Below are 21,830 nucleotides of genomic sequence, written 5' to 3'. Positions count from 1 at the left end.
TTCCGAAGGCGGCTACGAGACCCATGGCATCACATCCAACGCGGTCACTTTGCCCGTGTGGGGTTATGGCGAAGGCTTTTTCCGTTATTATAATGCGGCTTGGGGCCATCCCTACAGCGCATTCCGGGAACAAACCATCGCCCGTGCCGCTGAAACCCTCGCATTTGTGCGCGGACGCCCGTGGTTCCTGTTCGTTCACAGCGCCGGCGTGCATAGCCCCTATATTCCTCCCGCCTTGTTTGCAAAACAGTTCGCCCCGGATCTTCCTGCTTCCGAGGAGGCCGTAAAGGCATGGCTCGACACATGTCCGGAAACCCCGACCGAATATTATGAAATGTTCACGTTCGGCTATGAAGCGGGCGCCCCGGATCCGGCTGCGACCATGCGATCCAAAGAAGAAATGGACGCCATGGTGAAGAAACGGGCGTCGGACGCCTATGATGCCTGGGTCGCCTACAACGACTGGCTCTTTTCCCGCCTGTTGGACGACTTGAAAAAGGCGGACATGTACGATGACTCCATCATCGTTTTATTGTCCGATCATGGCGAAGAATTCTGGGAGCACGGCGGTATCTTCCACGGCAACACCCTCTTCGAGGAAATGCTTCGGGTACCGCTCCTGATCAAACTGCCGAAACAGGCGCATGCGGGACGCGTCATCGAATCGCTGGTGGAAATGGTGGATCTTGCGCCGACGCTTCTGGAGTTGGCGGGGCTTCCGCCGGAGCCGCAATTCAGGGGCCGGTCCTTTGCGGAATTGATAACCGGCGGCCAAGGCGCGAAACGTGTCGGTTTTTCGTATCTGGGCAGCCAGGATCGCAATATCGCCAAAACGACAACGCTCAAATGCCTTTACGATCCGTCGGGACAGCCTAGTCAATGGTACGATCTGGCCGCCGATCCAGGGGAACAGCGCGCATTGACCATGGCTCCGGAAGGCGGGCGCGAACTCGAGCAGCAGGCCCGTTGGCTCATGATGCTGGGCGTCAGCGGACTTCATGTGCATATCCGGTGCAGTCCGGATCAAGCGCAAACGCTGGCCGGAATCCTAAAGAGTCCCCTGATTCATCATTTCCGGTATGGACAAACCCATGGCGCAGGCCGTGTCGAGCGCGCCAACGACATGCTGTCTTTCACGGCGCAAATTGGAGCGGAGGCTTTGGACGATCCGGAGGCCATGCAACTTCGGATTGCCTTGCCTGACAGTTCGCCAAAACATCGGGCGGATATTCATCTGTGGGCATCCGTCAACGCCGATGCGCCGATTTCCCTGTCGGTGCTCAAGGACGGCGCGCCGGTGGACAGGGAGTCGGTGTTCATCGGTGAAAACCAGATGCACGGTCTTCTGGATGGGGCGCCGTTTTTCATCGCCGACGCCATTTCGCCAAACGATCGGACCGCGTGGCTCGCGGACGATTTCGGCGTGTATGTATGGTATGTCCCCGAGACAAACACGGCGGATATTGACCGGCACGATCGATCGGACGCCTTGCAGGCCATGGAAGCCCTTGGCTACATCGGCAGCGATCCGGCCAGCATCAATGAATGCGACCGGCGCAACGAACGGTTGCAGCGTGAATGCGATCTGTATGAGGTGGCCAAATATTGGTTTGATTATGTGGATCAGCATCCCAAGGCCGCCCGCGCCCATTATTGGTTGGGCGCGGCGCTTGAACGCATCGAAATGCCCAAACGCGCAGCGGAAGCCTATGCCGCCGCGGAGAAACTGGCCCCGCGATTGCCTTCTTTCACCATGGATTTGGCCGAAGCATGGATGCGGCTTGGCCGTTACGATGCCGTGGCCGGTTCACTGCAACGAATTATCGCGCTGGCGCCCGCGGATCCGGATATTCTCAGCCGCGTTCTCGCCCTTACCCGCCAAGTGGCCGAAGACGTTGCGATGGTCGAATCGGCGCCCATTGACGTATGTTGCGAAGCCTTGAAACTGGCGGCGGTCGGTGCTGAAACCGAACTGCAGCGTGGAATGTTCGCGGAAAAGAAGGGCGACAGGGAAAACGCCGTCGCCGCCTATTCGCGCGCGATAGAATTCGATCCGAACAATTACAAGGCGTTCCTTGGGCTTGCGCGGGCGCTGCAAAAACAGGGCGCCAAGGAAAAAGCGCTGGAAGCCGTCGAAAAGGCGCTGGTCCTGGTTCCCGACAGTGCGGACGCTTTGCGATGCAAGGCTTCCATCCAGGAAGACATGGAGCCGCCGAAATCCGATGCCCATAAGTGAGCCGGCTCGGCGTGTTTTCCGCCTGCGATAATGATGACGAACATGGCCGGAGGGCGGGGATGCGCATTTTCAGGGAACATTCGGCAGAAACCATCGCGCAAGGCCGTATGGTATATTGGAACGAAACGGACGGGAGAACGCGGCCCCATCGGGGTGGCGGTTGCACAACCCGCGCCGGCATGGGAGACGCGCATGAAAATCGTTTACGCAAGCGCTTTGATCTGCATCGTTGCGGCGGCGCCGGGTTGCGCAACGTCCGGTCAGCGACAGGGAGAAAACGTCATGCTTGAAGTCAGCGAATTGCCCGCGATTAAGGAATTGCCGGACGTGTTTCGGTTCATGGACGGCCGGAAGGTCGAAACGAAGGCCGATTGGCAGCGGCGTCGCGCGGAAATCATTGCGATGCTCGAACATTATGAATACGGGCATATGCCGCCCGCGCCGAAACTGCGCGTAATCGAGGAAAGCGCAACGCCGGTCTTCGACGGCAAGGCGCTGGATGTCCGGGCCGTGGTGGCGTTCGACGATAAGCCGCTTCGCGTGCATATGGGTCTTTTCATTCCGCAAGGCGCCCCGGGCCGAAAGTATCCCGCCGTGATTGAAACCGGCGCGGTTTGGGGCGAGAAGATGCAGGAGGCGGCGCGGCGCATGATCGATCGCGGCTACATCTTCGCGGGATACGACCGCCATGAAATTGACCGGGACGACGCGGATCGTTCGGATGGCGTGCATCCGCTGTATCCGGAGTACGACTGGGCGACGCTTGCCGCGTGGGCGTGGGGCGCCCGGCGAACGCTGGATTATCTGCTGACACGGCCCGAAGTGGACGCGGCGCATGTCGCCGTCACCGGCCACTCACGCGGCGGCAAGACGGCGCTTTGGGCCGGGGCGCTGGACGAGCGCTTCGCGCTGGTGGCGCCGCATGCCTCCGGAGCGGGCGGCGCGGGTTGTTTCCGCATCATGGGACCGGGTGCGGAATCCCTGGAAATAATAACCTCTCCCAAACGCTTTCATTACTGGTTCCATCCGCGCTTGGCGACTTTCGCGCGGCAGGAAGAACGGTTGCCGTTCGATCAGCATTTTCTGAAGGCGCTCGTCGCCCCGCGCGCCCTGTTGTCCGTCGAGGGGCTGGCGGATCATTGGGCCAATCCGCTGGGCACGCAGCGCACGTATCAGGCCGCGCAGCCCGTGTTCGATTTTCTGGGCGTTCCGGACAAGAATGCCATATTCTTCCGCGAGGGCGGCCACGACGTGACGCTGGACGACTGGGACGCGCTGCTCGATTTCGCGGACGCTTGTTTCTTCGGCAAAACGCCCGCCCGGCGGTTCAACGCGCTGCCGTTTCCGTGACGCCGTTCCCGGCGCGGCTCTATTTTTTCGAATTCCGCTCCGCCTGTTGGGCATGCGCGACATGGAGCCGCCACGCCACGATAATCATCAGCAGGGCAAAGAGGATGCTGGTGGACAGCGTCAGGAGGTTGGCGTTGTGGATGCCGGTTTCGGCATCGCCGCGCATCAACTGTCCGATGACCACTTCCTGCACGATGGGTCCGATGCTTCCAATGCCGTTGACGATGCCCGCCACCGCCACGCCGTTTGCCTCGCCGGCGACCGCAATCGCCGCCGCGCCGGTCAGCAGGCTGTCGGGGCCGTACACCATGAATCCGACGATGCCGAAACACAGCGCCACGCGCATCGGACTCGTGCCGAGATAGATGACGGCGAGGTATCCCAGGATGGCGCCCAAGGCCATGACAAAGCACAGCACCGCCCAATTGCCCCGAAAGAAGCGGTCGAGCACATAGCCCGCCACGATGGTGCCCACGACTCCCGTGTTGTCGAAGATCATCGAGGCGTAACTGGCGTCGGCGACGCTCATGCCCTGAATGTTCAGGAAGGCGGGCAGCCATGAATCGAGCGCATAACGCAGGAATTTGATGCAGAAATAGCTGCATCCCATGATCATCACCAGCGGATTGAACAGAAGCGCGAAATAATCGCGAAACGACACCGTTCGTTCCTGCGACGCCTCGACGGCATGGGAGTAGTCGTCCCCCCGCTGTTCGACGATCGGCGGCAGCCCCACATCTTCGGGGCGGTCACGCAGCCAGAAATACATGAGCCACCAGATGCCGATGGTCAGGGCCGTGCAGCCGAAAAACGACCATCGCCATTGCGGGCCGCCGGCCGTGAGCGCCGCCACGTTGATCCCGATGAATCCGAGGCTGAAGGCCAGATGCGTGCCGGCGGGTCCCAACAACCAGCCGCCCAGCGCCTTGTAGAGGATGTTGCCGACGATGTGATTGGTCGTCCACCATCCCATGATGGTGCCGCGCTCGTTGCTGCGCAGCCACTGCGACACGCCGCCCACGCAGCCGGGCCAGCCCGCCGCCTGCACCAATCCGTTTATAATCATGAACACCATGAAAGTTGCGAACGAATTGGCGAATCCGAAGACGATGTTGCAGGCGATCGAAACGCCCAAGCCGCCCAGTAAAATGATGCGAGGTCCCCATTTGCGGCCCAGATAACCGTTGATGAACTGGCCGACCATATAGGCGAACAAAAAAGCGGCCCAGACATGGGCCGTGTCGCTCAGTTCCCAGTGCAAATCCCCTGCGATGGACGTCTTGGCGATGGTAAAGATTTTGCGGGTCAGGTAATACCCCATGTATCCGATGTAGGTCGAGATGAGAATCCGCCAGCGCCACGAGGCTTGTTCGGGCGTCAATCCGCCCTGGACCGCCCGCTTTATTCCAGCCCAAATGCCGGTCTTTTCGTTCAGTTGTCGTTGGTTGACCATGATGAAGAAACCTCCTGCCAAAATCGCCGTACCATAGCATATTTTGAATGCGCCGGGTTAGCGCATGGGGGGCGATATTGAACAAGTCCGCTTCAGAAACGGCCCAGAACGGCGTTGATTAGTCCCTGCAAATCGGTTGCGGTCACATCGCCGCCGTCCACGTCGCAGGCACAATCCGTGTCTGCCCCAAGCAGGAAATTGACCATTTTCTGCACATCGGCGGCATTGACGCCCCCATCGTGGTTGATGTCGGCGCCGGCCAACGTAACATCCGCGCGCGTGGCGGCGCCTTCCCCGACGGCGATGCCCGCCACTCCGATCGGCGCGTAGCCGGGCGCCGATACAATCAAGTCGTAAACGCCGGGCAGCAGCATGCGATGATAGTCGCCGACGGCGGGATCGGTGAAAACGGGATGGGTGTTGTCGCGCACGCGCACGCGGGCGTGGATCGGCGCGCCGGTGTCGCGATCCGTCACAATACCGCGTATGCCGATGTGCACGGCCTCCAGATAGGCCAGCATCGCCTCCCGGTTGTTGTCCCAAATCGCGGGCAGGGTGCTCGCGGCCGGCGCGAACGTGTTGGAGAGTTCGATCGTCACCTCATTGCAACTCGCGTACCGGTAATTCCAATCCTGCATGCCGCCTGAAATAACGTACCAGACCGCGCCGTTCACAATTCCGTTTTTAAATTGGGTGCTGTTCCACATGGGCGTGTTTTCGATGGAATATCGCAACGAGATGTCGCGGAACAGCGCATCGTCCGGCGTCGGTGAATTCTGGCCGCTGGGCTTGCCGTCGTCGTCGTAAGGATAATTGACGACGAGCGCGCCGGTATGGAAATTTGCCGAGGCCACAAAGCGCCGGCCCGCGGTCCATTCCATCATCCGCGCCACCTCGATCGGCCTTCCGGATGTATCGGGCGCCGGTTCGTCAAAAACGGTCTTTGTGAAACCTTCTGGATATTCTGGAAAATTGCGGTTGAGATCGAATCCCTGGGCGTTGTAACGAGTGCCGGCTTCGAATCCGTCGGGATTCATCAGCGGGACAATCCAAATGGCCGTTGAATCTATCAGGTCCGTAATACGGGCGTCGGAACCGTATCCCGCCAGCAATAATTCGATGAAACGGACGCAATTCTCGGTTCCGACGGGTTCATTGCCATGAATGGTGGCGACATATTTGAATTCGGGTTCGTCTTCCTCAATGTCCGGATTGCGGGTAATCAGGACCGCCCAGAGTTCACGGTTCTGAAACGACTTGCCCAGCGAGTCAAGACGGCAGATATTCGGATGGGCGGAGGCAAAGTCCTGCAGCGCCGTGGTCAATGTCGCGTATGTGTGATAACCGCTGGGCGCCTTGGGCGAAAAGGGTTCGCGTCCCACCTCGACGGGCGCAAAGCCCTCCGCGCGCAAACGCGCAAATTCCTCCTGGGTGGCGAATACGGTGGCCACGTCTCCCTGGATGCGCGCCACATCATAGCCTTCTCCGACCAGGAAACGCAGCGCCTGTAGGTCGGCCAGACGGATTTCAAGGATGGAAATCGGGCCTGTTCGTGCGATGCCGGCCTGCGCTTCCACGGCCGTCAACAAAAATAACGGCAGGGCCAGCCATTTCGCATATCCATACGGCATATTGGAATACCTCCGCCTGAATTGTACGCGGGAACCGCCGATCCCGCAAGTAGACCCGGCGGCCCCGAAAACAAGATGATTGGATGCGTCTTCCGTGAAAAAACGCGCCAGTCCCTTTTTTTCGTTTCGCCGCTTCAAGTATGATTCGATAATCTGTGGCAAATCCGGGAGGGATGAATCATGGCCATGAGCCGTAACATTCGACGTCGCCAGTTTCTGACGGCGCTGGCCGGAACCGCTGCGGCGATGCCGCTGGCCTGCCATACCGTTGGAAGCCCTGTCCGGCGCGAGCGGCCGAACGTCGTTTTCGTGTTTGCGGATCAATGGCGCGCGCAGGCCACCGGATATGCAGGCGATCCGAATGTGCGGACGCCGCATCTCGACCGGCTTGCGGCCGAAAGCGTCAATTTCACCCATGCCGTTTCGTGTTGCCCGGTCTGTTCGCCTTACCGGGCCAGCCTGCTCACGGGATGTTATCCGCTGACCCATGGGGTGTTTTTGAACGATGTCTGTCTGGGCACGGCGCAGACTTCGATTGCGGAGGCTTTCGCGCAGGCCGGATACCGCACGGCCTATATTGGGAAATGGCACTTGGACGGCCATGGCCGATCGAATTACATTCCTCCGGAACGACGCCAAGGGTTCCAGTTCTGGCGCGGACAGGAATGCACGCATGACTACAATCGTTCGCGCTATTACGCGGATGATGACCCCACACCCCGGACATGGGACGGTTATGACGCCATGGCCCAGACGCGCGAGGCGCAACGGTTTCTCGCGGAGGAAACCGACGGGGATGCGTTCGCCCTGTTCCTGTCATGGGGACCGCCGCACAATCCCTATGAAACGGCGCCGGACGAGTTTCGGCGCTTGTACGATCCCGGCGCGCTGGTTCTTCGGCCCAATGTTCCCGCGGGCATGGAGGAGGAAGCGCGGCGGGATCTCGCCGGGTACTATGCGCATTGTTCCGCGCTCGATGCGTGCATTGGCGAATTGCTTGGCGCCTTGCGGGAACGGGGACTCGCGGAAAACACCCTCTTTGTGTTCACCTCCGATCACGGCGACATGCTCGGATCGCATGGCGAACGCCGCAAGCAACGCCCATGGGACGAATCCATCCGGGTGCCTTTTCTTTTGCGTTATCCCGGGCGGTTGAAACCGGGGCTTGTCGAATCGCCCATCAACACGCCGGACATCATGCCGACCCTGCTGGACCTGTGCGGAATAGACATTCCACGGACGGTCGAGGGGCGGAGTTTATTGGGCCATCCGGGCGAACGTTCCGCGGAGACCGACGGCGCTTTGATTGCCTGTTATGCGCCGTTTGGCGAATGGACGCGCAAACAGGGCGGACGCGAATACCGGGGTGTACGCACAACCCGGTACACCTATGTCCGCGGACTTGACGGGCCGTGGCTTCTTTTCGACAACGAACGCGATCCGTTTCAGATGGAAAACCTGTGCGGACGCCCGGAACACGCCGGATTGCAGGCCCAATTGGAAGCCGCTCTGCGCCGGCGACTTGACGAGACCCGCGACGAGTTTTGTCCGGCGGAAACTTATGTCAGACGCTGGAATTACCTCACGGATGAAAATGGAACGGTTCCATACAAGCCGTAAAATAAAGATCGGTTTGTGACGCGCCATTACGTTATTACCGTGATAAATGTGTGCCTATACGTGAAAAGGAAGGCAGGAATTTTGTCATGGAGGCATTTGTGAAAAGACAAGATAGGGCAAAAAGGGGGCTCTTTGCCTGGATTTGTTGAAATCGCGGCAGTTGTCAATAGGCTGTTTTGCATTGCCGATACGTGCGGCGGACAACAAGGCCCGCCGCTTGCCTGACTGCATCAACATGATATACTCCCGCCTGAAAAAGGCGTCCAATCCATAGCGCCGAAGAAATTGTGGTTGTAATGCCAATAGACACGTTTATATGCGCGCATACCTGATTCGCCGTTTCATGCTGATCGTGCCGGCGTTCATCGGCATCAGCCTGATCACGTTTCTCGTTGTGCAGCTGGCGCCGGGCAGTCCGGTTTATCTCAAGCTGCGCAAGGGCGAGGCCGCGCTCGGCTCGGACAGCATGTCGCAGAAGATCATCGAGGACACGAAGAAATTGTACGGCCTCGACAAGCCGATCCTCGTGCGGTATGTGCTGTGGCTTGGAAAACTGGCGACTCTCGATTTCGGCAATTCATACAAGGACCAACGGCCTGTCCGCGCGAAGATTCTCGAAACGATTCCCGTCACGCTTCAGATTGAAATCATCGCGGTGTTTCTGGTCTATCTTCTGGCGATCCCGATAGGCGTGTATTCCGCGACGCACCAGCGATCAAAGGGCGATTATCTCATCACCTTTGTGCTGTTTGTCCTGTACAGCGTTCCGAGTTTCTGGATGGCGATGCTGCTGATCGTGTTTCTGGGCGGCGGCCAATTCCTCAACTGGTTTCCGATCCATGGGCTGAATTCGTTCGGGGCGGAAACGTTTACTTGGCCGCAATGGATTGCGGATCGCGCATGGCACCTTGCGCTTCCCGTCTTTTGTCTGACCTACGGCGGACTTGCCGGGCTGTCGCGGTTCGCGCGCGCCGGCATGGTGGAGGTGATCCGGCAGGATTACATCCGAACCGCGCGCGCCTACGGTTTCAGCGAGAAAGTCGTGATTTTCAAGTACGCGATGAGGAATTCCCTGATCCCCATCATTACCCTGCTCGCAACGCTTCTTCCGGAGCTAATCGCGGGCAGTTTCATCATCGAAAGTATTTTTTCGATTCCCGGCATGGGACGCCTCGGATTCGAGGCGCTTATCTCGCGCGATTACCCGCTCATCATGGGCATTTTGTCCGTCTCGGCGTTCTTGACGTTGCTGGGGCTGATTCTTTCCGACATCCTGTATGCCATTGCCGACCCGCGGATAAAGTTCGAATGAGTCGAAAACGGAACACATACTGGAGCATGGTCGCCCGGCAATTCCGGAAAAACCGGCTTGCCGTGCCTGCGCTGGGCATGATCCTGTTCCTGTTTGCCGTCGCGCTGGCCGCGCCGTTTCTCGCGGGCGAAACACCGGTTTATCTCGTCAAGGACGGCCAACGGTATATTTTTCCAAACGTTATAAAATACAAATCGCTCCGGGGCATGGATTTCAGCGAATGGCAGCCCGGCCCGTCCGATTACGCCATCCGCCCGCCCATCCCGTATGCGCCGGAACGCTCCAATTTGCGCGACCGGTTGCAAGGGCCTTCGGCGAAGCATCTTCTCGGCACGGACGATCGTGGACGCGACGTGCTCAGTCGCATGATCTGGGGCGCCCGAATTTCGATGTCGGTTGGATTCATTGCCGTGGGCATTGCGATTGTCATCGGCATGGCGGTCGGCGCCGTTGCCGGCTACTATGGCGGCGTGGTCGATCTGGCCGTTCAGCGCATTATCGAGATCGTCATGTGCTTTCCGACATTCATTTTGATCTTGTCGCTCATCGCGTTTCTTCCGCCCAGCATCTACAACATCATGGTCGTGATCGGCATCACCGGCTGGACGGGTGTCGCGCGGCTGGTCCGCGGCGAATTCATGCGGCTGCGCGAGAGCGATTTCGCAACGGCCGCGCGAGCGACCGGCCTGAGCGACGCGCGGATCATGTTCCGCCACCTGCTGCCGAACGCGTTGTCGCCGGTGCTGGTCAGCGCCACGTTCGGCGTGGCCGGCGCGATATTGACCGAATCGGCGCTGAGTTTCCTCGGTTTCGGCGTGCCGCCCCCCACGGCCAGTTGGGGCGAGCTCCTGTCCCAATCTCAGCGATTCGTTGACCGCGCGTGGTGGCTGGTGACGTTTCCGGGGTTCGCGATTTTCATTACCGTAACAGCGTTCAACCTGGTGGGCGAAGGCTTGCGCGACGCCATGGATCCGAGGCTCAAACAATGAGATGGAACGATCAACGCAAAGGCGCAAGGGCGCCGGGGCGCGGAGTTTCTGGGGAGCATGTGCGCCGTTCCTTCGCGCTTTGCCTTCTTACGCTTCATTTGGGCTTTGTCCGAAAACTGTATGATCCGCATCTACCCATTGGCCAAACGGCGGGTGGCGGCATTTGGTTGCCTCTGTGTCTTGGCGTCGTCGCGTTGGTTTTTGACAGGATCTTTCCGCTGTGTCTGCCTTGCTAGCCGTTCATAATCTGAAGACCTATTTCGCCACGGACGATGGCGATGCCCGAGCCGTGGACGGGGTCTCGTTCGAGATCGGCGAAGGGGAAACCCTCGCGCTGGTCGGCGAGAGCGGTTGCGGGAAAAGCGTGACGGCCCTGTCGCTCCTGCGGCTCATTCCGAATCCACCGGGACGAATCGTCGGCGGTTCGATTACGATGGAAGGCACGGACCTGTTGGCTTTGCGGGAATCGGAAATGCGCGCGATACGCGGCAACCGCATTTCGATGATTTTCCAGGAGCCGATGACGTCATTGAATCCGGTATTTCGCATCGGGAAACAGATTGAAGCCGTGATTCGGCTGCACCGCGGGGTATCCGCGGCTGACGCACGCACGCGGTCGATCCAACTTCTCGACAAGGTCGGCATACCCTCGCCGGAAGAACGAATAGACGATTATCCGCATCAAATGTCGGGCGGAATGCGGCAGCGCGTCATGATCGCCATGGCGCTGGCGTGCGAACCGCGCCTGCTCATTGCCGACGAACCGACAACCGCGCTTGACGTGACGATCCAAGCGCAGATTCTCGACTTGCTGCGCGCATTGCAAGCCGAGAACGGCATGTCCATACTGCTGATCACGCACGACCTCGGCATTGTGGCGGAAACCGCGGACCGCGTCGCCATCATGTATGCCGGAAAGATTGTGGAAGAGGCGCCGGTCGCCGAATTGTTCGCCCATCCGAAACATCCGTACACGATCGGCCTGTTCGCGTCGCTGCCCAAGATGGGCGGCGTGCGCGAGCGGTTGCAGACGATACCCGGCCAGGTGCCCGCCGCCACGCATTTCCCGGACGGGTGCCGTTTCCACACGCGATGCGCGCGCTGCATGGAGTCATGCAGGAGCCGTGTTCCCGAGCGCTTCGGCACCGGTCCCGGCCATTTCACGGCATGTTGGTTATATGATGGCAAGGAGCGGGCGCATGAATGAACCGATCCTCGTCGTCCGCGACCTCATCAAGCACTTTCCCGTGCGCCGGGGAGTTTTTGCGCGCGTATCGGGCGCCGTGCGCGCCGTGGATGGCGTTTCGTTCCAGGTCGAGCGTGGCAAGACGCTGAGCCTTGTCGGCGAGAGCGGCAGCGGCAAGACAACCGCCGGGCGCCTTGTGCTGCGCCTGATCGAGCCGACGTCGGGAAGCGTGGAATTCGACGGGGTGGACGTTACGCGCCTCGATCGCGGGAACCTGCGCACATTGCGCAAGCGGATGCAGTTGATCTTTCAGGATCCCTATGGATCCCTCAATCCCCGCATGACCGTGCAATCGGTGCTGGCCGAGGCGATCGCGGCGCACAACATCGTGCCCGGCGAAAAACGCCGGGATCGCGTGGTCGAACTGCTCGACCGCGTCGGTTTGTCCGCTGAAGCCGCGGATCGCTATCCGCACGAGTTCAGCGGCGGCCAGCGCCAGCGTATCGGCATCGCGCGCGCATTGGCCGTCGAACCCGACCTGATCGTTGCGGACGAACCCGTCTCGGCGCTGGACGTGTCCATTCAGGCGCAAATCCTGAACCTGATGGCGGATCTCCAGGCGCAACTGGGCCTGACGTACCTTTTTATCAGCCACAATCTCGCCGTGGTCCGCCATATCTCGGATCATGTGGCGGTCATGTATCTGGGACGCATTGTCGAGTCGGCGCCTGTCGAGGAACTTTTCGCGCGGCCCGTTCATCCGTACACGCGCGCCCTGCTGGCCGCCGCCCCGGAACCGAATCCCGTCGCGCGCAAGAGGCGCGCTATGGCCCAAGGCGACATTCCCAGTCCCCTGCGTCCGCCTTCCGGCTGCCATTTTCATCCCCGTTGCCCGGATTGCATCGGCATTTGCCGCGAGATCTATCCGCCGGTCGTCGAGGTCGCGCCCGGCCATGCCGCCGCCTGCCATGTGCATGCCGCTTCGTCTTAACGTGAGTTGCGCCCACAACCCGGTTTCTCTTCGTGCTTGTGCTCTTACTCGTGCTCTTGCTCGTACTTGTGCACGTGCACGTGCTCGTGTTTGTGCTTAAAAGCCCCTTGTTTTACACTTGCTACATCATGGAACTTAAATTGGTTGCGCAAGTTGTCCATGAAGTTCTTGTTTTTTATGGAAGCCGGATTGGAAGGTCCTGGTTGATCGCCATAGAACCCATGGCGGTCGTTTGACTGGCAGGGCATGGGTTGCATAGTATGGCCACAGGCTGACAACGGACCCATCAAGCGGAGGTTGTTTTCATGAATGCGTGTCCATTTCGCACGGGCGCCCAGAGTTACAGTTTTCGTTCTTTCGATTTCGAGGGATCCCTTCGATGCCTGAAGGAATTGGGCGTTCCGTATATCGAGTATTGTTCCGTGCATTTTCCGTGCGATGCCGCGCATGAAGGGTTTGCGCGCGTCCAGCAGCGCCTGCGGGAGGAAAACGTCCGGACGCTCTGCTACGGGGTCGAGGGATTCGGGCCCGACGAGGCCGCCAACCGAAAGAAATTCGAATTGGCCAAGGCCTTGGGCATCGAGGCGCTGACCGCCGATCCGACGCCGGATTCCTTCGACATTCTCGACAAACTCTGCGACGAGTTCGGCATTGGAATTGCCATCCACAACCACGGGCCGAATGCGCGTTACGACAAAGTGGCCGACACCCTGAACGCCATCAGGGGCCATAACCCGCTGATCGGCGCATGCGTGGACACGGGCCATGTCATTCGGTCAGGCGAAAAGCCGCATGAGGTCATCGAACAACTCGGCGCGCGCGTGTTGTCGCTGCATCTGAAAGACTGGACATTCGGCGGCGAAGAGCAAATCCTGGGCGAGGGCGACATGGATATGGCGGCGGTCGCGCGCGCGCTCAAAGCGATCGGCTTCAACGGACCGGTCGTGATGGAATACGAAAACAGCCCGGAAAACCCCGTGCCCGAAATGAAGATCGGGCTCGAAAACTGGTTCAAGGCCTGCGCGGACTGAATCCCCAGGATCACGACGGAACCCCGAAAATCATCTGCGCGCCGGTTTCTTTGCTCGCAACTTCTGTTCGTGGCGCACAGTAGTTGAGGACAAGGCAATCGTACTCTTGATTGAGGCATTGCGGCCACGTCGCGTCAGCCTGTAACCGGCGGAGGGTTGTGAATTGCGGATTACCGGTTACACATCGCCCATGAGGCTCGCGGGACGCGCCCTGCGCGGCATGGGCGCCTTTTTTCACGCTTGCCGCGGGATGCGTCTGCCGGTCTTGTTGTCCTGCGTCGTAATCGCCGTCTTCATGGTTGACGCCGGTTCCGCTTCCGCCCAGACCACGCCGACCGTTCTTCGCTTCAGTTTCTGGGGCAATTTCATGGATCTCGAATTTTTCCGTCAGGTATCGGCGAAATTCGAGGAAGCCAACCCGGACGTCAAGATCAAACTCGAGTACATCACCGGCGATTATGGGCGGAAACTCCCGCTGCTACTCGTCAGCAATACCGCCGCGGACATCATCCTGATGGACGACGAGAACTATCCCGCCTACGCAGTGCGCGGCTATCTCGAGGATCTCGCTCCATACATCGAGCGCGATCGCGCGGAACTCCGGCTCGACGAGTTCCTGCCGACCTCGCTCGACAGTTTCAATTACCGGGGTTTCCAGGGCGGCGTGCCATGGGACGGCCTTGTCATTTTGATTTTCTACAACAAAGACATCTTCGACGCGGCGGGCGTTCCCTATCCTTCGGACGATTGGACGTGGGACGATTTCCGGTCCATCGCGAAGCGGTTGACCAAGGATCTCGACGGGGACGGCCGCATGGATCAATTCGGCACGAATTTTGGATTCGGCTTTCTTGGATTCGAACCGATTCTCTGGTGTTTCGGGGGCGAGGTGCTGAACCGGCAGGGAACGCGAGGCCGGTTCAATACGCCGGAGGGACGCGAGAGCATTCAATTTATCCACGACATGAAATACAAGGATCATTCCATCGCGTGGACGGGCGAGATGGAAGGACTGCTGTCCGAGGTCCAATTGCTGACGGGGCGCGTGGGCATGACGCTGGCGGGCACCTACATGATCGTCACGCTCGAAAGCGTCAAGGACGGCATGCGATGGGACATCGCGCACCTTCCCAGAGGGCCGCGCGGCCACCGCTTCACGCGGGTATCGTGGGACGGCATCAGCATCAACGCGCGCACGCCGCACAAGGAAAAGGCATGGCGTTTCATCAAGTTCCTGCTCGGCGACACGAGCCAGGAACTCGTCGGAAAAATGGGCCGCGGCATCCCCGTGCGCCGCGCGGACGTCGAGAAATACTTCATCCGCCCGGACAGCGATGTCCGCATGGATATTGCACTCGCGGCGACCGGGTACGGCAAGATTACGCCTCCCACGGCGAAATTCGTCGAACTGGACCAGGGCATGGCCGAAGTGTTCAATCTGCTCAACACCGAATACAGCACGCGCGACCGTTCACGCGCCAAGATCCTTCCCCACGAGGCCGCCGCGCAACTCGACAAGAATATCAACGCGGTTCTGGAAAAGGAACTGGCGCGTTGGAACGCCGCCAAGGAAGGCAAACCGCATACCGGACGTGCGGGCATGCTCGACCTGCTGGTGTTTCTTCTCGTGCCTGCGGGGATGCTGGCGTTATTGATTGCCGGTCTCGTCCTCAGCAGGCGCGTCCGCCGGGCGTTTCGGCACAAGGTGGATGATTTTCGCGATATCGTGCGTAGCCGGATGGGGCGCGGCGAGGCGGCATGGGGGATTCTTTTCGCCTCGCCGTGGATGATCGGCTTCTGCATGTTTACGCTGTTTCCGATTTGTTTCAGCATGTTGCTGAGTTTCAGCGAATGGGATCCCTACGATCCCGTGGCGCACCGCGAATTCGTCGGCTTCGACAACTACGCCCAAGCGCTGACGGGCGACGCAAACGTCTGGATCGCGCTCAAGAACACGTTCATCTATGCCCTATTCGCCGTTCCGCTGGGCATGAGCGTGTCGTTGGGCCTTGCGCTGCTGCTGAACCAGAAAATACGCGGCATTACCCTGTTCCGCACCGTTTTCTACATACCAAGCATCGTCGGCGGCGTGGCCACCTCCATCCTGTGGATCTACATTTTCAATCCCGTGTTCGGTCCGCTGAACGGCGCGATTCGCACAATCAACAACCTGCTTGTGGCCACGGGCCTGCTCGCCTTCCTCCAGTTGCCCGAACCCGGCTGGCTGACGGATCCGGCATGGGCGAAGCCGTCGTTGATCATCATGAGCCTGTGGGGCGCGGGCGGCGCGGGCATGCTGATTTTTCTCGCCGGGCTGCAAGGGGTGCCGGATCAACTCTACGAGGTGGCCGAACTCGACGGCGCACGCCGGCTGCGGAAATTCTGGAACATCACGCTGCCCATGCTCACGCCCACGATCTACTTCAATTTCATCATGGGCCTTATCGGTTCGCTGCAAGTCTTCATGCAGGCCTTCGTCATGACCGACGGCACCGGCGGGGTGGACAAGTCGCTGCTCTTCTACGTCTTGTACCTCTACCAAAAGGCGTTCGTCGAATACGACATGGGCTATGCCTGCGCCCTTGCGTGGATCCTGTTCACCATCATCCTGGTGATGACCCTGGCCGTTGTGAAGTCCAGCGCGTTATGGGTCTACTACGAAGGGGAGAAGGGGCCATGAGCCGCGAGTGGGCCGGATTGAAGGGAAGCGTCCGCGCCATACGACGCATCGAACGCGCCATGGGGATCCTGGCGTTGATCGTCCTCTCGTGCATTTTCATCGTTCCATTCCTGATTACGCTCGGCGACAGCCTGAAAAGTTTTCTCGATGTCTATAAAGTGCCGCGGATCTGGATTCCGCGTCCGCCGCAATGGTCCAATTTCGCGGATATTTTCCGGGTGCTTCCGTTCCACCGGTTCTTCATCAACACGATCTGCATCACGACCTTGAGCCTGTTCGGCCAAGTGGCCAGCGCTTCGATCGTAGGCTATAGTTTCGCCCGTTTGCGCTGGCCCTTCCGCGACTTTTTCTTCATCGTCCTATTGAGCACCATGATGCTTCCGGGTCAGGTAACGATGATCCCGATATTCCTCTTGTTCAACAAACTCGGCTGGGTCAATACATGGCTGCCGCTGATTGTGCCGGCGTATTTCGGCGGCGGCGTGTTCAACATTTTTCTGCTGCGCCAGTTCTTCAAGACCATCCCCGTCGCCCTTGAAGACGCCGCGAAGATTGACGGGTGCTCGCAGCCGCGCATCCTGCTCACGATCATGCTGCCGCTTGCCAAGCCGGCCCTGGTGACCGTCACCATCCTCGGTTTCATCGGAATCTGGAACGATTTCATGGGGCCGCTGATTTATCTGTCCGATTACGTGCGATATCCCATTTCCCTCGGCATCTACATGTTCAAAAGCGCCCAGGGCATGTTTCCCCATTACGTCATGGCCGCCAGCCTCGTCTCTTTGACGCCCGTCCTGATCCTCTTCTTTTCCGCCCAGCGCTATTTCGTCAAAGGCATCGTCCTGACGGGCATAAAGGGATAACCGGACACGCCTAGTCCACATCCCGGATCATGCGGAAATCTATGCGCCACGGGGGCGGGCATTCGCGCTTAATCCGGCGGCGGAGCGCGTCGTCCACGGGTATTCCCTCCAGAAGGGCGATGCGCTTTTCGTGGTATTGGAACCACAAATCCGTCAAGGTGACTTCGCCTTCGCGAACCGTCGCGAAGTCGTAATCGAAAACCGGTGCAACCGCGTCCAAATCGCCGCAATCCAGCGCGGCTTGGGCCGCCACAAGCCGCATCCGCTCGTGCGTGCGGATCTCCGGCGGCGCTGTTTCCATCAGGACGGCAAGCGCCTCGTAATCCTTGGCGCGCAGGAGCACATGGGCGTATTCAATGGCGATGGCCGCCACGCGCGGTCCCGTTTCCCATGCTCGGTTCAGCATTTCACGCTGCCCGTGCGCATTGTCCCGGCGTTCATGGACAACCGCAAGATTCCGGTACGCCCAGCCCGACGGCGCACGGGAAAGGGATCGCGTCCATGCTTCCTCGGCGCCCGCGATGTCGCCGTCTTCCATGCGCATGACCCCAAGGTGATACCACGCCAGCCAATGGTTCCCTCGCCCGGCCTCGACGGCTTTTTCGAGCAGCGTCCGCCATTCCGGCTGGACCATGTATGCCCCCGGATCCGACTCCGGCGGCGTTTCGGGCAACGCGCCCTTTTCCAGCAGATCCATCCACGGTTCTTGCTCCGATTGCAGGTCCTCTTCGGGAAAAAACCATTCGGTCGGAATGGGATCGGCCATGCCCTGTCCGGCAAGGCGTTTTCGTTCGAGCGCACCCCAGCCCGAACCATGATGTAAAATCGCCGTGGGCGGCCGATGCGCCACGCTTTCCGTCGCCTCGTAAAAAGCATTCACGGATGCCCGCGGCAGCATCTGTTCGATGACGGTATCAACCGCCTTCCACGCCGCCGGGTAATCAGCGCCATGCACCGGCCCGGGATCGGTTCGGATGGTTCCAAAGGCTTCGAGCCATGTCCATTCCGCATGGGCCGGCATGGGCAGGCATTCCAACTGCGTCCGGGCCAAGCCCGCCTGAATTTCAAGATAGGCCTGCCCCGGACGGCTCAAAAAGGCTTGCCAGCGGCGGCCGCCCGGGTTCATGCCCCAACAGAAAAACTTGCGTCCGCGCAGGCGGTCCGTGCTCGTCTCAAAAAAGCCGGAACCGTCTTCGTCAATGTGCGCGACCCACCGTCGTTGCCCGTCCGGAATGCGCGAGAACATCTCCTGGGCGAAGGGAACCCGCGCGGCATAGGTCGCGTCCTCGCCGCGTACCGACGGCAGGCGCACGATGCCGAATTTGCCGTCCTCGCAAGGGGTGATGGCCGTGTCGGCGGGAAAGATCACGCGCCCGCCGGGGCGTTCCGGCACGGCCATGTTGGTCCACCAATACATGGCCAGTTCATGATCATGCGGGTTTAGCAACCGCACACGGGCATAAAGACAGGGCGATTCCTGCGGGAGATGAAAATCAATCTGCCACGGGAAACATTTGACGCGATCCCACTCGTACAACCGCAGCACGGGCGCTCCGTCGAGTCCCTCCACGCGCGCGGCATACACCGGTGAACACGTCAGGTAATAATGCCCCACCAGGGTCGTGTTCCATTCGATGCCGCCGCTGAACCATGCGTTGCGCAGGGCGAGGTTCGCGGGTTGAAACACTGGATTGCGGTCCAAGAGTTCCCGGTTTTCCCGTTTGTGAAAAAGGGAAACGAGCCGTCCGCCGAGTTGCGGCAGAAACGTCGCGCGTAGGACGTCGTTTTCCAGCACGATCGAATCGAACGTGCGCGGCGTCTTCTCGCGGGTATAGCCGTCCTGCATTCGGTGGGGCAGCACGCGAAAGGCCGTGCGCCAGCCTATAAAACGGCGATCTTCTTCCGTGAGGGCGTCGTCCAGCGAAAAATGGGAATCCTCATCGGCCCCGCGAAAGCAGGGGAGAGGATTCTCGGGTCCGATGGCGGCGGCGGGAATCTCGTAGGGTTCGATGCGAAGCGTCGTCATAACATGTTCCCGGGTCTTTCGCGAGACTATACCAAGAAGGCGTCCGCGCATAAAGTCCCGTGATTTACATGTGCAAGGAGCGGGGATGCGGCGAGAGATGTAAAACGCAACCACTTTTTAATTTGCTTTGCGGGGAAAGAATCGGGTTGCGCTTGCGTTTTCCCGCCGCCGTGGAGTATGAACGATAGGGGAAAGGAGACCAGCCGGCCATGGCGACGTTGACGTTGGCGATATGCGCGCGCAATGCGCAGCACATGATTGGCGAATGCCTGGAAAGCATAAGGAATCAAACGGTCGCGCCGGACGAGGTGATTCTCGCGGTGGATGACGAATCCGATCCGACCGTCGAGGCGGCCATGCCGTACAACGTGCGTGTGGTGGCGAGCCGCGCCACGGGACTCTACGAGGCCCGCAACGCCGTTCTCAATGCCTGCACGACGGATTATCTTGCCTTTACCGACGCGGATTGCGTGCTGGCGCCGCAGTGGGTCGAACTGGCGAAGAAAGTGCTTGACACGTATCGTGGCGTGGCCGCGGGCACCGGACGCCATCCCGCCATCGGGCCGCACAATTTCGCGAGTTGGCTTCATCACATGTGGTTCCTTGTCGAAACACGCAGCACCGGCGAGACCGATGGCGTCATCGGGGGAAACAGTTATTTCCGCGCCCGTGTGCTGCGGGATATCGGGGGCTGGCTCCCATTGCGCGGGCACAGCGCCGCCGAAGACGTTTATATTTCAAAGGCCCTGCGCAAGGCTGGATACCGCATCTGGTTCGAGGAGGGCGTTGCCGCGCAGCACCACTATGAAACCAGCCTGAAGGGACTGTGGCGCAAATCCGTTATGATGGGCAAGGACATTGTCGTGATGATGCGGGCGGCCGGTTGGCATGACGGTTTATGGTGGTATACCCTCGCGATTCCGGTGCTGGCGGGCATGGTCCTGCTCGGCATGGCCGCGTTGGTGCTGGGATACCGCGGGGGGGCGTGGCTTGTGGCGGCGCCGTTGCTGGGTACCTTGATCTACTTGGTGATTTCTTTCCGTGGGATCGGCAAGGCCCTGCCCCGCTGGGTCGCGCGATGGTTCGTCATCTGGCCCTATTCGTGGGGCATCCTCAAGGGCTTGGCCGCGCCGATTCCCGAAGTGGCCCGGCGCTGAAGAGGTTCGTGCATGAGCACGATTTTGATGGCTTTGGATTCGCGTTTGTTCAGGAAGGCCTTGACGGCGTCGCGATAACGCGATACCGGAAAGCGGTGCGTGATGATATCGTCGGGATAGACGCACTTGCGTTGCAACAATTCGGCGGCGATGTCGAACGAGTGGCGGCCGTCGGACTCGATGCCGTGGCAGTTGATGCCGGTTGCCGTTATTTCACGCGCCCAGAGGGGAGAGTAATCCATGCGGCCCGGTTTGAAGTTGATGCCGATCAGGACAAGGCGGCCGCCGGCCTTTGTCCAGCGCAACGCGTTGTGCAGGCTTGAATCGCTGCCGACGGTATCGTAGACGACATCGAACCCGCCAAGCAGGATTTCGTTGCCCATCATGCCGCGCACGTGCCGCGCGTTGCCGGCCCGTGCGATGCGTTCATACACGCCCGCGCCGTCTTCGATGATTTCCGCGCCGAGTTTACGGGCAACGTCCGCCTGGAACGCATAGCGCGTCAAGCACCAGACGGGCGCGTCCGGCGCAAGCGCGCGCGAAGCGGCAGCCGTCATCAATCCAAGCGTGCCGCCGCCAATAACAAGGACGCGCTGCCCGGACGCAGGCAGCGCCTTCAAGACGCCGTGCGCGGCGCATGCCAGCGGTTCGAGCAATAACGCCGCGTCATCGTCCAAGGCATCGGGAATGCGATACGGCTGCGAGCGATGCATGATCATGCAGGGCGAGAACCCGCCGCCCGTGTCCTGAATGGGCAACGATCCGAGTCCAAGGTTTTCGCACTGCATGTATTGCCCGGCGGCACAGGCCGCGCACGGAGGGCTGATCTCCATCTGATTGCATGACGGCCAGTCAATGCGCATCGCCACGCGGTCGCCCGCCGAAAAATAGCCCGCGTCTGAACCGGCTTCCACGACCTCGCCGACGAGTTCATGTCCGAGAAACTTGCGCGCAATGCCCGGCAGCGCGGCGCTGTAACTGCCGGGCGCGATGTCCATGAACATGAGGTGGATGTCCGTGCCGCAGAGACCACACGCGCGGTTGTAGACTTTCAGCCATCGCTCGTTCGGCAATGGCGGTTCGGGAATGTCCGCGTAGCGCAACGGCGACAGCGGTCCAAGCGCCGCATGGCGATTGAACCGTTCAGCGACCTTGAGCGCCGCCACCTTCCATAACGTATTCTCAAAATAGAGGGCTTTCATGCCGGCCACTGTTTTGGACCGCCTTGCGCGACAGAACGCATGGGACGGATAAGACCGATGAAAAATAGACAGACCCCATTTATCATGAGTCCTATTCGTTCCC

Annotated in this window: 15 protein-coding genes and 1 pseudogene; 12 read left to right on the top strand and 4 right to left on the bottom strand. The window is 60.0% G+C overall.

Going from position 1 to position 21,830, the window contains the following annotated elements; translation table 11 throughout:
- Both P5540_13290 and P5540_13285 read left to right on the top strand, forming a co-directional pair.
- Positions 1 to 2,236, top strand: a 2,236-nt coding sequence (locus P5540_13290; GenBank protein ID HRT65789.1) for a sulfatase-like hydrolase/transferase, incomplete at its 5' end; no start/stop codon positions are given.
- 192 nt (positions 2,237 to 2,428) lie between these two features.
- Positions 2,429 to 3,586: a hypothetical protein gene (locus tag P5540_13285; protein ID HRT65788.1), complete on the top strand. Its 1,158-nt coding sequence runs from the start codon at positions 2,429 to 2,431 to the stop codon at positions 3,584 to 3,586.
- A gap of 19 nt (positions 3,587 to 3,605) precedes the next feature.
- Here the strand turns inward: P5540_13285 and P5540_13280 are convergent, their stop codons facing one another.
- Together P5540_13280 and P5540_13275 are read right to left on the bottom strand one after the other, a co-directional pair.
- The gene (locus P5540_13280) at positions 3,606 to 5,039 is read right to left on the bottom strand and encodes an MFS transporter (protein HRT65787.1); all 1,434 of its coding nucleotides are present in this window, start codon (positions 5,037 to 5,039) and stop codon (positions 3,606 to 3,608) included.
- A 92-nt stretch (positions 5,040 to 5,131) separates the two neighbouring features.
- Positions 5,132 to 6,670, bottom strand: coding sequence for a M14 family zinc carboxypeptidase (locus P5540_13275; GenBank protein HRT65786.1), 1,539 nt, complete (start codon positions 6,668 to 6,670; stop codon positions 5,132 to 5,134).
- Positions 6,671 to 6,850: 180 nt separating this feature from the next.
- Here P5540_13275 and P5540_13270 point away from each other — a divergent pair, with 180 nt between their 5' ends.
- The 9 genes and pseudogenes from P5540_13270 (at position 6,851) to P5540_13230 (ending at position 17,342) form a co-directional block, all read left to right on the top strand.
- Complete coding sequence (locus P5540_13270; protein ID HRT65785.1) at positions 6,851 to 8,290, top strand: sulfatase; 1,440 nt, start codon at positions 6,851 to 6,853, stop codon at positions 8,288 to 8,290.
- 316 nt (positions 8,291 to 8,606) lie between these two features.
- Positions 8,607 to 9,602 (top strand): ABC transporter permease, encoded by a 996-nt coding sequence (locus P5540_13265; protein ID HRT65784.1) that lies wholly within the window; start codon positions 8,607 to 8,609, stop codon positions 9,600 to 9,602.
- Positions 9,599 to 10,591: an ABC transporter permease gene (locus tag P5540_13260; GenBank protein ID HRT65783.1), complete on the top strand. Its 993-nt coding sequence runs from the start codon at positions 9,599 to 9,601 to the stop codon at positions 10,589 to 10,591. The genes P5540_13265 and P5540_13260 overlap by 4 nt, the downstream gene beginning before the upstream one ends.
- Before the next feature lie 220 nt (positions 10,592 to 10,811).
- Positions 10,812 to 11,798, top strand: coding sequence for an ABC transporter ATP-binding protein (locus P5540_13255; protein HRT65782.1), 987 nt, complete (start codon positions 10,812 to 10,814; stop codon positions 11,796 to 11,798).
- Positions 11,791 to 12,768 (top strand): dipeptide ABC transporter ATP-binding protein, encoded by a 978-nt coding sequence (locus P5540_13250; protein ID HRT65781.1) that lies wholly within the window; start codon positions 11,791 to 11,793, stop codon positions 12,766 to 12,768. The genes P5540_13255 and P5540_13250 overlap by 8 nt, the downstream gene beginning before the upstream one ends.
- A gap of 305 nt (positions 12,769 to 13,073) precedes the next feature.
- Positions 13,074 to 13,799 carry a sugar phosphate isomerase/epimerase gene (locus tag P5540_13245; protein ID HRT65780.1) on the top strand — a complete coding sequence of 242 codons (726 nt, stop codon included), beginning with the start codon at positions 13,074 to 13,076 and terminating at the stop codon, positions 13,797 to 13,799.
- A gap of 367 nt (positions 13,800 to 14,166) precedes the next feature.
- Positions 14,167 to 15,081, top strand: a pseudogene (locus P5540_13240) (sugar ABC transporter substrate-binding protein).
- Between the two features lie 456 nt (positions 15,082 to 15,537).
- A complete protein-coding gene (locus tag P5540_13235; GenBank protein HRT65779.1) occupies positions 15,538 to 16,479 on the top strand; it encodes a sugar ABC transporter permease in 942 nt (313 codons plus the stop codon).
- Positions 16,476 to 17,342 (top strand): carbohydrate ABC transporter permease, encoded by an 867-nt coding sequence (locus P5540_13230; protein ID HRT65778.1) that lies wholly within the window; start codon positions 16,476 to 16,478, stop codon positions 17,340 to 17,342. The genes P5540_13235 and P5540_13230 overlap by 4 nt, the downstream gene beginning before the upstream one ends.
- Positions 17,343 to 17,352: 10 nt before the next feature.
- Here P5540_13230 and P5540_13225 read toward each other — a convergent pair whose 3' ends face one another.
- Positions 17,353 to 19,368 (bottom strand): DUF5107 domain-containing protein, encoded by a 2,016-nt coding sequence (locus P5540_13225; GenBank protein HRT65777.1) that lies wholly within the window; start codon positions 19,366 to 19,368, stop codon positions 17,353 to 17,355.
- Between the two features lie 209 nt (positions 19,369 to 19,577).
- Here P5540_13225 and P5540_13220 point away from each other — a divergent pair, with 209 nt between their 5' ends.
- Positions 19,578 to 20,525 (top strand): glycosyltransferase family 2 protein, encoded by a 948-nt coding sequence (locus P5540_13220; protein ID HRT65776.1) that lies wholly within the window; start codon positions 19,578 to 19,580, stop codon positions 20,523 to 20,525.
- Here the strand turns inward: P5540_13220 and P5540_13215 are convergent.
- Positions 20,465 to 21,727 carry an alcohol dehydrogenase catalytic domain-containing protein gene (locus P5540_13215; protein HRT65775.1) on the bottom strand — a complete coding sequence of 421 codons (1,263 nt, stop codon included), beginning with the start codon at positions 21,725 to 21,727 and terminating at the stop codon, positions 20,465 to 20,467. The two genes, P5540_13220 and P5540_13215, sit on opposite strands and share 61 nt — an antisense overlap.
- Positions 21,728 to 21,830: the final 103 nt, after the last annotated feature.

The sequence above is a fragment of the Candidatus Hydrogenedentota bacterium genome, from assembly GCA_035450225.1.
Classification (GTDB): Bacteria; Hydrogenedentota; Hydrogenedentia; order Hydrogenedentales; family SLHB01; genus DSVR01.
This window is presented reverse-complemented; position numbering and strand designations above follow the sequence as displayed.

What these genes read in the sequence shown, in the direction of transcription:
- P5540_13285 (HRT65788.1), top strand. Translation starts at nt 2,429, where the DNA reads ATGAAAATCGTTTACGCAAGCGCTTTGATCTGCATCGTTGCGGCGGCG.
- P5540_13280 (HRT65787.1), bottom strand. Translation starts at nt 5,039, where the DNA reads ATGGTCAACCAACGACAACTGAACGAAAAGACCGGCATTTGGGCTGGA.
- P5540_13275 (HRT65786.1), bottom strand. Translation starts at nt 6,670, where the DNA reads ATGCCGTATGGATATGCGAAATGGCTGGCCCTGCCGTTATTTTTGTTG.
- P5540_13270 (HRT65785.1), top strand. Translation starts at nt 6,851, where the DNA reads ATGGCCATGAGCCGTAACATTCGACGTCGCCAGTTTCTGACGGCGCTG.
- P5540_13265 (HRT65784.1), top strand. Translation starts at nt 8,607, where the DNA reads ATGCGCGCATACCTGATTCGCCGTTTCATGCTGATCGTGCCGGCGTTC.
- P5540_13260 (HRT65783.1), top strand. Translation starts at nt 9,599, where the DNA reads ATGAGTCGAAAACGGAACACATACTGGAGCATGGTCGCCCGGCAATTC.
- P5540_13250 (HRT65781.1), top strand. Translation starts at nt 11,791, where the DNA reads ATGAATGAACCGATCCTCGTCGTCCGCGACCTCATCAAGCACTTTCCC.
- P5540_13245 (HRT65780.1), top strand. Translation starts at nt 13,074, where the DNA reads ATGAATGCGTGTCCATTTCGCACGGGCGCCCAGAGTTACAGTTTTCGT.
- P5540_13235 (HRT65779.1), top strand. Translation starts at nt 15,538, where the DNA reads ATGGGGCGCGGCGAGGCGGCATGGGGGATTCTTTTCGCCTCGCCGTGG.
- P5540_13230 (HRT65778.1), top strand. Translation starts at nt 16,476, where the DNA reads ATGAGCCGCGAGTGGGCCGGATTGAAGGGAAGCGTCCGCGCCATACGA.
- P5540_13225 (HRT65777.1), bottom strand. Translation starts at nt 19,368, where the DNA reads ATGACGACGCTTCGCATCGAACCCTACGAGATTCCCGCCGCCGCCATC.
- P5540_13220 (HRT65776.1), top strand. Translation starts at nt 19,578, where the DNA reads ATGGCGACGTTGACGTTGGCGATATGCGCGCGCAATGCGCAGCACATG.
- P5540_13215 (HRT65775.1), bottom strand. Translation starts at nt 21,727, where the DNA reads ATGAAAGCCCTCTATTTTGAGAATACGTTATGGAAGGTGGCGGCGCTC.